This window comes from Mesorhizobium sp. M2A.F.Ca.ET.039.01.1.1, assembly GCF_003998035.1.
GTDB lineage: Bacteria > Pseudomonadota > Alphaproteobacteria > Rhizobiales > Rhizobiaceae > Mesorhizobium.
Map to the genome: position 1 here is coordinate 31,548 of NZ_RZRY01000004.1, position 11,640 is coordinate 43,187.

The 11,640-nt window shown below is 64.0% G+C and carries 9 protein-coding genes and 1 tRNA gene; 8 read left to right on the forward strand and 2 right to left on the reverse strand.

Annotation, left to right across the window (positions count from 1 at the left end):
* Window positions 1–70: 70 nt before the first annotated feature.
* Together EOA24_RS01350 and EOA24_RS01360 are read left to right on the forward strand one after the other, a co-directional pair.
* The gene (locus EOA24_RS01350; protein WP_126079457.1) at window positions 71–1,081 is read left to right on the forward strand and encodes a ligase-associated DNA damage response exonuclease; all 1,011 of its coding nucleotides are present in this window, start codon (window positions 71–73) and stop codon (window positions 1,079–1,081) included.
* Window positions 1,082–1,313: 232 nt separating this feature from the next.
* A complete protein-coding gene (locus tag EOA24_RS01360; protein ID WP_126079459.1) occupies window positions 1,314–2,915 on the forward strand; it encodes a cisplatin damage response ATP-dependent DNA ligase in 1,602 nt (533 codons plus the stop codon).
* Window positions 2,916–3,007: 92 nt separating this feature from the next.
* Here the strand turns inward: EOA24_RS01360 and EOA24_RS01365 are convergent, their stop codons facing one another.
* A complete protein-coding gene (locus tag EOA24_RS01365; RefSeq protein ID WP_126079460.1) occupies window positions 3,008–4,204 on the reverse strand; it encodes a hypothetical protein in 1,197 nt (398 codons plus the stop codon).
* A gap of 332 nt (window positions 4,205–4,536) precedes the next feature.
* Here EOA24_RS01365 and EOA24_RS01370 point away from each other — a divergent pair.
* From EOA24_RS01370 to fabG, 6 genes are all read left to right on the forward strand, one after another.
* A tRNA-Thr gene (locus tag EOA24_RS01370) sits at window positions 4,537–4,612 on the forward strand.
* A 378-nt stretch (window positions 4,613–4,990) separates the two neighbouring features.
* A complete protein-coding gene (locus EOA24_RS01375; protein WP_126079461.1) occupies window positions 4,991–7,258 on the forward strand; it encodes a propanediol/glycerol family dehydratase large subunit in 2,268 nt (755 codons plus the stop codon).
* Window positions 7,258–7,677: a diol dehydratase small subunit gene (locus EOA24_RS01380; protein ID WP_095819267.1), complete on the forward strand. Its 420-nt coding sequence runs from the start codon at window positions 7,258–7,260 to the stop codon at window positions 7,675–7,677. The genes EOA24_RS01375 and EOA24_RS01380 overlap by 1 nt, the downstream gene beginning before the upstream one ends.
* A gap of 27 nt (window positions 7,678–7,704) precedes the next feature.
* Entirely contained in the window at window positions 7,705–8,403 is a 699-nt protein-coding gene (locus EOA24_RS01385; protein WP_126079462.1) for a cysteine hydrolase family protein, read from the forward strand.
* 99 nt (window positions 8,404–8,502) lie between these two features.
* Window positions 8,503–10,029, forward strand: a complete 1,527-nt coding sequence (locus EOA24_RS01390; RefSeq protein WP_126079463.1) for an APC family permease — start codon at window positions 8,503–8,505, stop codon at window positions 10,027–10,029.
* Between the two features lie 79 nt (window positions 10,030–10,108).
* Window positions 10,109–10,873, forward strand: coding sequence for a 3-oxoacyl-ACP reductase FabG (gene fabG, locus EOA24_RS01395; protein WP_126079464.1), 765 nt, complete (start codon window positions 10,109–10,111; stop codon window positions 10,871–10,873).
* A gap of 108 nt (window positions 10,874–10,981) precedes the next feature.
* On the opposite strand, the gene EOA24_RS01400 is transcribed toward fabG, so the two are convergent.
* Window positions 10,982–11,640 (reverse strand): phosphotransferase (locus EOA24_RS01400; protein WP_145992525.1); only part of this gene is annotated, 659 nt, incomplete at its 5' end.

The following is an 11,640-nucleotide window of genomic DNA, read 5'->3' on the forward strand; positions in this document are numbered from 1 at the left end:
GCCCTTAAGATGAGTCAGCAGTCTCTTGCAACGGGCTTCCCGCGCTGAGTTTAGCCACTATCTTGGAACCATGCGCGCCAGCGACCTGCTCAAACCCCGGCCGGAGGGCCTCTACTGCCCGCCCGGCGATTTCTTCATCGATCCGGTGCGGCCTGTCGAGCGGGCGCTGATCACGCACGGCCATTCGGACCATGCACGCTCCGGCCACCGCTCGGTGCTCGCCACGCAAGAGACGCTCGACATCATGGGACTGCGCTATGGCGAGGATTTCGCCGGAACGACGCAGGCGGCAGTGCATGGCGAAACACTCGACATGAACGGCGTCGCCGTCACCTTCCACCCGGCCGGGCATGTCCTGGGCTCCGCGCAGATCTGCGTCGAGCACCGGGGCATGCGCATCGTCGCTTCCGGCGACTACAAGCGGCAAAAGGACGCCACCTGCCTGCCGTTCGAGCCGATCCGGTGCGATGTCTTCATCACCGAGGCGACCTTCGGCCTGCCGGTGTTCCGGCATCCGCCGGACCATGAGGAGATCGCGCGCGTGCTGAAATCGGCGGCGCAGTTTCCCGAACGCTCGCACCTGATCGGCGCCTATGCGCTCGGCAAGGCGCAGCGTGTGATGCGGCTGTTGCGCGACGCCGGCTACGACAAGCCGATCTATATCCACGGCGCGCTGGCCAAGCTCAGCGAATATTATCAGAGCCAGGGGATCGATCTCGGCCGGCTCGAGCCGGCGACGGTTGAAAGCGGCGCCAAGGCCGATTTCGCCGGCGCGATCGTCGTCGGCCCGCCCTCGGCCTTCGCCGATCGCTGGGCGCGGCGTTTTCCGGACCCGATCTCCTGCTTCGCCTCGGGCTGGATGCGCATACGCCAGCGGGCAAAGCAGGGCGGCGTCGAGCTGCCGCTGATCATTTCCGACCACGCCGACTGGGACGAGTTGATCATCACCATCAAGGAAACGGGTGCTGCGGAAATCTGGGTCACGCATGGCCGCGAGGAAGCGCTGGTGCGCTGGTGCGAGCTGGAGGGCATCGCGGCAAGGCCGTTGCATCTGGTGGGCTATGAGGACGAGGGCGATTGATGGAACAGTGTTCGCCAATCGTCACCGCCGCGCTCTACGGCCCCCCTCTCTGTCCTGCCGGACATCTCCCCCTCAAGGGGGGAGATTGGCAGTTTCGGCGCCGGCGCATCTCCCGCGACAGTGGAGATTGGCGAAAGCCGTGGCGACATCTGATCTCCCCCCTTGAGGGGGAGATGGCCGGCAGGCCAGAGAGGGGGGCCTCGCGCCGGCTTTTGCCCCTGGCGTGGCGCGCATGAACCGCTTCGCCGAGCTCCTCGACCGTCTCGTGCTGACGCCGTCGCGCAACGGCAAGCTGACGCTGCTCAGAGACTATTTCCACAGCGTCGAGGACCCCGATCGCGGCCTGGCGCTGGCGGCGATCACGGGCGATCTCAACATCGCGGCGGTGAAGCCGGCGATGCTGCGCGCGCTGGTGGTGGAGCGCATGGATCCTGTGCTGTTCGGCTATTCCTACGATTATGTCGGCGACCTCGCCGAGACCGTGTCGCTGGTCTGGCCGCAGCCGCAAGGACACATCCCCAATCACATGCCGACGCTTGCCGAGGTGGTCGGCAGACTGCAGGCGGCAAGCCGCTCCGATGGGCCCAAGGTGCTGGCGCGGCTGCTCGACGACGCCAACATCTCGGCGCGCTTCGCCATCATCAAGCTGGTGACCGGGGGCCTGCGCATCGGTGTGTCGGCGCGGCTCGCCAAACAGGCTCTGGCCGATCTTGGCAAGGTCGACGTCAGCGAGATCGAGGAGCTCTGGCACGGGCTGACGCCGCCTTACACCGAGCTGTTCGCCTGGCTGGAAGGCCGGGCGGAAAAGCCGAGGAGCGCGGCACTTGCGCTGTTCCGGCCGGTGATGCTCTCCAACGCCGTCGACGATGGCGACCTCGAAAAGCTCGACCACGGCGCTTATGCGGCGGAGTGGAAGTGGGACGGCATCCGTGTGCAGGCGGTGTGCGAGGGCGGCGTGCGCCGGCTCTATTCGCGTACCGGCGACGATGTGTCCGGGGCCTTCCCAGACCTTGCCGCGGCGATGACGTTCGAAGCGGCGCTCGACGGCGAGCTTTTGGTCGGCGACCCTCGCGAGGCGACCGGAACCTTCTCCGACCTGCAGCAGCGGCTGAACCGCAAGAGCGTGTCGCCAAAGATCCAGCAGCGCTATCCGGCCTTCATGCGCTGCTACGACGCGCTGCAGATCGACGGCGAGGATTTGCGCTCGCTGCCTTTCGCGGAGCGCCGCAAGCGTCTCGAGGCCTTCGTGAAGACGCTTGATCCCAGCCGCTTCGATCTCTCGCCGTTGGTCGAGTTCCCCGATTGGGAGACGCTGGAACGGCTGCGCCAGGCGCCGCCGCATCCGATCATCGAAGGGGTGATGTTGAAGCGCTGGGATTCGCCATACCTTGCCGGCCGGCCGAAGGGCCCGTGGTTCAAATGGAAGCGCGATCCGCACACCATCGACGCGGTGCTGATGTATGCGCAGCGCGGCCACGGCAAGCGTTCCAGCTTCTATTCAGACTACACGTTCGGTGTGTGGTCCGGCCCCGAGGGCTCGGAAGAGCTGGTGCCGGTCGGCAAGGCCTATTTCGGCTTCACCGACGAGGAGCTGAGAGAGATCGACAAATATGTGCGCGACAACACGATCGAGCGTTTCGGCCCGGTGCGCTCGGTGCGCGCCGACCGTCGCAACGGCCTCGTGCTGGAGGTGGCGTTCGAAGGCCTCAACCGCTCGACCCGGCATAAATCGGGTGTCGCGATGCGCTTTCCCCGCATCTCACGGCTGCGCTGGGACAAGCCGGCGGCGGAAGCCGACCGCATCGAGACGCTGCAAGCGTTGTTGGATGGCTAAGGGCTAAAAATCCGACGTCGGCGCTGTCACCCCGCCCGCGCCTGCGGCGCGGGTGGGGTGCTGCGCCTGCGTCGATAACTACACAGACGCGATCACTGCGCGATCGAAACGCGTATCTCGTAGATATCGACCGACTTGCCCTTCTGATCGATGTCGGAGTTGATGGCGATGGTTCCGGCGGCGCCTGGATGCTTGTCCGGGAACTGCACGTCGAACAAATATTCGTTGCGTTCGTGGCCGACGGCGTAACGCTTGCGGCCGCAATCGCCGAGATCGCCGAAATTGCAGTCGACCGATATCTGCGTCTCCTTGCCTTCTTCCGAGCGGGCGACGACGTCGAACATGGCGTGCTTGCCAACAAGCTTCTCCAGAACGCCCTGGCCGACATCGAAGGCAATGGCAGAGCCGGAGGCGCCGGAGCGGATGCGCAGGAACTGGCCGGTGTCGTCCTTCATCACGTCGGCGCCGGCGTCGGACGGCGTGCTGACATGGGTCGGGTCGGCGGGCGAGAAGACGTTGATCCAGTTCTTCGACTGGTCCGCCTCGCCCGGCTTCTGCGGCGAGCCGGTGTCGCCCGGCTGCGAGGAGTCCTCGCTGTCAAGGGTCGGCGTCGGTTCCGGCGGGCCGGTGTCGAGCTCGGCCGCCGTCTTGAAGACGCCGGTCTGCTTGGCGAAGTAGAGACCGATGCCGGCGGCGGCGAGCAATGTCGCGACGACGAAGATCGCGGTCAGCGGCAGGCGCCGGCCCCTGATCCGCCGCTCATCGCGATCGGGCGCGACCTCGGCGCCGTTGCCGACGGGAGCGCCCGGCGATTCATCGAGCGACGGCGCATCGGGAAGCGCCGTCTCGTCCGGCATGATGTCGGGCACGCGCGGCAGCACGCGCGAACGCGGCTGGTCCGAAGCGTCTGGCTGCACCGGCCCGTCGACGGTGATCGAGGGTGAGCGTGCTGATTGCGACGGCGGCAGCGGCGCGTCGACCGAAGGCGCGGCCGAACCGGCAGGCGCCTCGACGCGGGGCGCCGGCGCGCCATTGCTGGCCGGCACGACATTTTCCGGCGGCAACGTCACATCGGGGACGGCCGGCAGGAACTCTGATTCGATCTCGGTGATCTTGGCCTGCACCGCCTTGCGGCGGCCGATGGCGGCCTCGACCGTGATGTTCGGGTTGGCCTGCAGGACGCGGTCCAGCGCGGCAAAGGCCGATCGATAGACCTTCTCTCGGAACGCCCGGTCCTCGGCATTGCCTTTCTCGAAGGCATTGCGGATAGCTTTCTCGATGGGGTCCAAGCGAGCTCCCTCTGCGCGTTCGCTCACAGTTCCCTGATCGTTAGCCGCAGGCGGCCAATCGATCAACGGGCGAGCGGCTGCTTGCCGGCGTATCCAACGCCATTTCGGGGTTTTTTGCTGGAGAATCAACATTTTTCGTCACGAACACGCCGGGCGATGCGGCCGTGGGGCAGCCGGCTTGGACGCCACCGCGCGCCACGGCCGCGCGTGTTGCGCGGTAACCGTAGATGGGAATTGCCGGCAAAGAGGCCGGAATTCGCCGCTGCCCATCTTGAATTAGCGAGCGGTTGAGTCTATCACGCAGCGCATTCTGGAAGCCTGACGCTTCCCGGGCCGCTTTAGCTCAGTTGGTAGAGCACATCATTCGTAATGATGGGGTCGCGTGTTCGAGTCACGCAAGCGGCACCAAAAATTCAAGCACTTAGCCGATCGCCTCGCTCGATTTGTCCGAGTGGCGGCGGAAGTTCTCTTCCAGCATCTGCAGCGACGGCGCCTCCCAAACTGAACCAAAAAGGGCACTGAAGAGCGGGCAAGTCACTCAAAATCGGGCAAGTCACTCAAGTTGAACAACAGCCGCGCATGTTGTCTGCGAGCACTGACGTCTTGACCAGGTCGTAGGCAGGTCTCGAAATCCCGGCGGTTACTCATTTCCGTAAGCGCCGCGCCTATCTCCAAGGTTCCGGTTGTGATGGCAGCCAGGGCAGGCCCTTCGGCGAGATTCGATGCAGGCCATTGTGTGACGATCGGGCATTCAATAGTCTTTCCGTTGGGTCGAGGAATGCACGCATGACGCCGAAACTGAACCGCTGGAAGCGCTTCGCCGACTGGGACGAGCGGCCGTTGCGGCTGGACAAGTTCGCGGCGGAAGACCCTGCCAATGGCTTCTCCGCCTTCTCCAGCCCGGCCGATCCCAAACCCGGCATCGGCATCAACGGCGGGCGCGTCGTGTCCCTCGATGGGGTGCTCGAGCACGACTACGACATGATCGACCGCTTCATCGCCCGCCATCACATCGACCCGGAGGTGGCGCCGGAAGCAATGGCCCTGGAGTCAGCGACCATTGCGCGCTGGCTGGTCGACATGAACGTTCCGCGCGAAAAGCTCGTGCGGCTCGCCCACGGCATGACGCCTGCGAAACTCGCTGAGGTCGTGTCGCAGCTCAACGCGCTGGAGATCGCCTTCGCCTACTCAAAGATGCGAGCACGCAAGACTCCAGGCAACCAGGCGCATGTCACCAACGGCAAGGACGACCCGCTCCAGCTCGCCGCGGACGCCGCAACCGCCGTCGCCTTCGGCTTCGACGAGATCGAGACTACGATGCGCGTGTCGCGCAACGCCTGGTCCAACGCGGTGGCGTGTGCGGTGGGCGGCGCCGTCGGCCGCTGGGGAACGCTGTTCCAATGCTCCAGCGAGGAGGCGGAGGAACTGCGCATCGCCATGGCCGGCTTCACGTCCTATGCCGAAACCGTTTCCGTCTACGGCACTGAAAAGTCGTTCACCGATGGCGACGACACGCCGTGGTCCAAGGCATTTCTCGCCGCTGCCTATGCCTCGCGCGGCGTCAAGATGCGCTGTACGTCGGGTGCCGGCTCCGAATTGCTGATGGGCTTCCATGAAGCAAAATCGCTGCTTTACTTGGAGGCGCGCTGCCTCTGCCTGCAGCGCGGCATGGGCGTGCAGGGCACACAAAATGGCGGCATTGACGGCGCGCCCTTGACCGCCACCATACCTGGCGGGGTCCGCGAGTTGATGGCTGAGAACCTCATCGCCGTCTGGCTCGATCTCGAATGCGCATCAGGCAATGATGCGCGCTCCACCGAATCGGAAATTCGTGTCGGCGCCAAGATCCTTCCCTACCTGATTGCCGGCTCAGACCTGATCTGCTCCGGGATGGGATCGATCCTGAAATACGACAATTCGTTCAACCCTTCGCTGATCAACGGCGAGGAGCTGGAAGACTATATGGTGCTTCAGCGGGATTTCGAGGCCGATGGCGGGTTGACGCCGCTGCCCGAGTCCCGCGCGATCGAGTTGCGCGAGCGGGCGGTGGCGGCGATCGCCGCGGTGTTCGAGGAGCTCGGCCTGTCGACACCGACCGAGGACATGAAGACCAGCGTGGTTTATGCCTCCGGTTCCGACGACACGCGCAGCCTGATGCCGCGCGACGTGAGCTTCATCAGCGAGGCCATCAAGGAGCGCGGCATCACCGTGATCGACGCGGTCAAGGCGCTGGCCAACCGCGGTTTCCGAGAAGAGGCCGAGAACCTCCTGAACGTGGTGAAGCTGCGCCTTTCCGGCGACTATCTCCAGACCTCGGCCATGATCCGCAATGGGCGGATCGTCAGCGCGGTCAACGACCCGAACGACTATCTCGGCCCCGGCTCCGGCTATCGCGTGTCCGAAGAACGGCGCCTGCAGCTCAACGACATCCGCGATGTGCTGGATCAGAAAGAAGTGCTGCGCTCGGAGGCCCTGCACGAGAAGGACGAGGCAAGGCGCGTCCGCTATCGCAACCTTGGGCCGGCAGCCAACGGGTCGGCGACCGACGATTTGGTCATCGGCATCAGCCCGGCCTTCGGCTTGAAGCTCTACCGGACGACGGCCGGACATCGGCTGTCCGAAGTGCTTGGCGCCATGCTGGATGCGATCCGCGCGCGCGGGCTTAAGGCGCGCGTCGTCCGCTTCCGCCATACGGCTGATACTTCCTTCCTTGGCCTGTCCGCCGCCCGGCTTGCCGGCAGCGGCATCGGCATCGGCATCCAGGCCAAGGGCACGGCCGTCATCCATCAGCGTGACCGACAGCCGCACAACAATCTGGAACTGTTTTCCAATGCCCCGATCACCAGGCTCGAGCACTATCGCGCTCTCGGTGCCAATGCGGCGGCCTATGCGCTGGGCGAAATGCCGGAGCCCATCGTGGTGCCGCAGCGAGGCGAGGCCATGGGGTCGCGCTATCATGCGCGCGTCGCCCTCATCTACGCCATCGAAACCGGGCTGACCGAGGCCGGCGCGGCTCCCGAAGAGGTCGACGTCGTCCTGACGGGAGCGCAATAGTGACCCTTACGCGTGCCGACTATCCGCTCGCCGAAACCCAGCCTGGCGCCGTCACCGGCAAGCACGGCAAGGCGCTTCCGGAGATAACGCTGGATGCGGTGCTTGCCGGCGAGGTGACGATGGAAGACCTCCGCATCACGCCGCAAGCGCTGCAGGCGCAGGCCGACGTGGCGCGCGATGTCGGCCGGCCGACCCTCGCCCTCAACTTCGAGCGCGGGGCAGAGCTGGTCGAGGTGCCGCAGGATTTCATCATGCAGGTCTACGAACTGCTGCGCCCAGGCCGCGCCAAGTCCAAGGAAGAATTGCTCGAGGCCGCCGCCACGATGCGCGAGACCTACCAGGCCGAACGCATCGCCCGTTTCATCGAGGAAGCCGCCGAGACCTACGCGGCGCGCGGCCTTTTCACGTTCCGCTTTTGAAGGACCGCCCGCTTCTGAAAGGACCGCATGAGCTGGAAAACCGGATTCCGTTCGCTCTACTACCTCGGCGCACCCGAGCCGGATGATCCGGTGCTGGTGCCGGCACAGACCGCCATCCTGATCATCGACGTTCAAAACACCTACCTGGAACGGCCGGATCGCGCGTCGCTTTCACCGCAGGAACAGCAGCGCTACGATCTGTGGACGCCGTTCCACGAGCGCATGCACGGCGCGGTCATACCGAACACGGCAAGATTGCTGGAGTTGGCACGGGCAAATGGCATCGAATGCCTTTTCGCCCGCATCGCCTGCCATACCAAGGACGGGCGCGACCGCTCGCTCTCCCAAAAAATGCCGGGCTGGAACAATTTGCTGCTGCCAAAGAACGACGCGGCATCGCAGCTCGTAGCCGAGCTTCAGCCGGCAGGCGACGAAATCGTGGTGACCAAGACCACCGATTCCGCGCTGACCGGGACAAATCTGCGCCTCATCCTGCACAATCTTGGCATCAGGAACGTCATCTGTTGCGGCATCTTCACGGACCAGTGCGTGTCTTCGACGGTGCGCAGCCTGGCCGACGAAAGCTATGCCGTCATCGTGCTCGAGGATTGCTGCGCGGCGGCGACCGACGAGCTTCATCGCAAGGAGCTCGAAATCATCAACATGATCTATTGCCACGTCATGTCGAGCGCCGAGCTTTGCAAAATCATGGCCTTGGCAAAGTGATGCCGCGTCCGTAGTGTCAATACAGCACTCGCAGGCCGGGACACATCGGCCGCCACGTGCGGGGAACTGCATACAGCTGTCACGAATGGAGAGGGCTTCATGGCCACGGAAACTGCAAGCGGGACGATCGACGTCTCGAAGAGTAACAGCATCAACCTTTTGCACTCGAAAGCCGTGGGGCTTGCGGGGGTGCTCTTTCTGGCCGTCACCGGCGCGGCGCCAATGTCGGCGATGCTGGGCAATGTGCCGTTCGCGGCAGGCTACGGCATCGGCAAATACACGCCGGCCGCCTTCCTGATGGCGACGATCGTGCTGACCATCTTCTCGGTCGGCTATGCGGCGATGGCATCGCGGGTATCGTCCGTCGGTGGGTTCTACTCATTCATCAGCCAAGGGCTCGGCCGCGAGGTCGGCATGTCGGCCGGCATTGGCTCGCTCGCCTGCTACTCGCTGTTCGAGGCCTCGCTCACTGGTTTGTTTGCATTTTTCGGCAATCTTTGGATTTCCCAGCACTTCGGCATCAACGTGCCGTGGATCGTGCTCGCGCTCGCTATGATCGTGGTCATCGCGGCACTCGCCTATCGCGACGTGAAGGTGTCGGCACGGCTGCTCGGGATCGCCCTCATTCTTGAAGTGATCATGCTGGTGATCTTCTCGCTGGGCGTGCTTTTCGCTCATGGTGGGACGAATTTTTCCGGCGATTCGCTCAATGTGTTCAAGGTGTTCACGCCTGTCGCCGAGCAGAAGGTCGGCGAAGTGGCCATACCCGCCGGCGAGGCCGCCGTCGGTATCTTCATGGCGTTCTGGTCGTGGGTCGGATTCGAGATGGCGCCGAACTACGCCGAGGAATCGCGCGATCCAAAGCGCATCATTCCGCAGTCGCTGCTGATCTCAGTCATTGGCCTCGGCCTGTTTTACACCTTCGTCAGCTGGTGCGCGGTGGCGGCCTATCCCACCGAGGCCGACATGGTGGCCAAGGCCTTCTCCGACGGCGTGAACTTCTTCCTGACACCCATTCAGACTTTTGTCGGCGGCTGGGGCTATCAGCTGATGTCGCTGCTCATCCTCACCAGTTCCTTCGCCTGCGGCATGGCCTTTCACAACACCGCTTCCCGTTATTTGTACTCGCTGGCACGCGAGGGCGTCCTGCCACAGGCGATCGCGGAGACGCATGATCACCACAAGAGCCCTCACAAGGCCTCGGCCCTGCAGTCGGTTCTGGCGGCGATATGGGTCCTGCTCTACGGTCTGGCCTACGGCTTCGACGATCCGTCGGGACAGGCCTGGCTGGGCGTCTACACGCTGTTTGCGGTGCTCGGCACCGGACTGCTGCTGGTGCTGCAGGCCGTCGTCTCGCTGGCGATCTACATGTGGTTCAAGAAGAACGGCGGCGGCAGCCTGCTGGCGACGGTCATCGCGCCGTTGATCTCGCTCGTGGTCCAGCTGGTCCTGGTCTACACGCTGGTGGCCAATCTCGCGACGCTCGGCGGCACCAATGGCTTCGCCAGGAGCATCCCCTATGTCGGGCTTGCGATCCTTATCGTCGGCCTGATCTGGGGTTTCGTGCTGAAGTCCACCAACCCCAAGGCGTACGCCAACATCGGTCACATGGTGAACGAAGGCTAAAGCGCTACCGCCCAGAAATCCTTGCGACAACGGGGACGGGGTATCACTCTGTCCCCGTCTCATTTTGGAGCTTCAGATCATGACCCAGTCTTTGAAGGGCCGGTCCGTCGTTGTTACCGGCGGATCGAAAGGCATCGGCAAGGGCATATCGCGGGTGTTCGCGCTGTCTGGCGCCAAGGTCGCCATCATCGCGCGCCATCTCGACCAGGCCGAAGCCGCTGCCGCCGAGATCGGCCACGGCGCCTTTGGCGTGGTTGGCGATGTCACCTCGCTCGCCAGCATCGAGAGCGCTTTTGGGACAGTGGCCGGGAGAAACGGGGGCATCGACGTGTTGTGCGCCAATGCCGGAATTTTCCCGCAGGCCCGGCTCGAGGACATGACATCCCAACAATGGGACGAAGTTGTCGACACCAACCTCAAGGGTACCTTCCACGCGGTCAAGGCAGTCGTTCCCTACCTCAAGAGATCCGACCAGGGCCGCATCGTGCTGACGTCGTCGATCACCGGCCCGGTCACCGGCTTCCCCGGTTGGTCGCACTACGGCGCCACCAAGGCGGGGCAGCTCGGTTTCATGCGCACGGCCTGCATCGAACTGGCCAAATACGGCATCACCGTCAACGCCGTCATGCCGGGCAACATCATCACCGAGGGCCTAGTCGGCCTGGGCGAGGATTACCAGAAGACGATGGCCGCCTCTGTCCCGCTCAAGCGGCTTGGAACCGTGGAGGAAATCGGCTACGCCGCACTCTACTTTGCGTCGAAGGAAGCCGGCTACGTGACCGGGCAGACGATCATCGTCGATGGCGGCCAGATCCTTCCGGAGAGCCTGGAGGCACTGGCATAGAGCGGTTCGTGACGAACCGCTCTATCTCTTTGCCTGACGCAATTCCCCAGGGAAAGCGCTACGCGCTTTTCTCGGGAAAACCGTTTCACGCCTTTCCTACGATTGCTGTCAGGAAAACTTGCTCAGATAGGCCTCGCACAGCCCGACGGTTCCCTCGGTGTATGGGAAGCCCATCGACTTGGCGAGGTCCGTTTCAGCGTGCGAGCCGATCCAGGCAACCAGCAACAGGCGGCGCAGCATCACGAAGGTCGGGATTTCGTCCTCGTCTGCCCTCGGCAGGTCAAGCACGCGGCGATAGCCGGTCGTCCACGACTGGATGAGATCGGTTGCCTGCGGCTCATGCTCGTAGAAAGAGATGGGTGTAGCGGCGTCGTACATAAACCAGCCGAAGCCGCAGTCGTCGAAGTCGATGACCTTGACCGTCTTGCCGTCGATCAAAAGGTTGGCGAGCCGCAGGTCGCAATGGATGAGGCCAAAGCGGTCATGGCCCTTGCCGAAGGCGGCGAGCCTGCGGCAGATCAGCTCCGCACTGCGGCCAAAGAGTTTGGCTTTCGCGGCGTCGACGCCCATGCCGTCACGCCAGCGCCCCCAATGGGGGTTTTCCTCGCCGAGACTTGTCTCGAAATCCCACACGTGGCGAGTGAACCAGGATGGGCGCTTCCATTGCCGGGCGTGGATGTGCATGCGAGCCGTCACCTCGCCAAGCACCTCGAAAGGTTCGCCGAGCGCTTCGCCTATGCCCGGCTCCGAACCGGTCTCCCATTGCG

Bases quoted from the DNA above. Each gene is read 5' to 3' on its own strand.
- EOA24_RS01375 (WP_126079461.1), top strand. From the start codon at position 4,991: ATGACGCCGAAACTGAACCGCTGGAAGCGCTTCGCCGACTGGGACGAG.
- EOA24_RS01385 (WP_126079462.1), top strand. From the start codon at position 7,705: ATGAGCTGGAAAACCGGATTCCGTTCGCTCTACTACCTCGGCGCACCC.
- EOA24_RS01360 (WP_126079459.1), top strand. From the start codon at position 1,314: ATGAACCGCTTCGCCGAGCTCCTCGACCGTCTCGTGCTGACGCCGTCG.
- EOA24_RS01350 (WP_126079457.1), top strand. From the start codon at position 71: ATGCGCGCCAGCGACCTGCTCAAACCCCGGCCGGAGGGCCTCTACTGC.
- fabG (WP_126079464.1), top strand. From the start codon at position 10,109: ATGACCCAGTCTTTGAAGGGCCGGTCCGTCGTTGTTACCGGCGGATCG.
- EOA24_RS01390 (WP_126079463.1), top strand. From the start codon at position 8,503: ATGGCCACGGAAACTGCAAGCGGGACGATCGACGTCTCGAAGAGTAAC.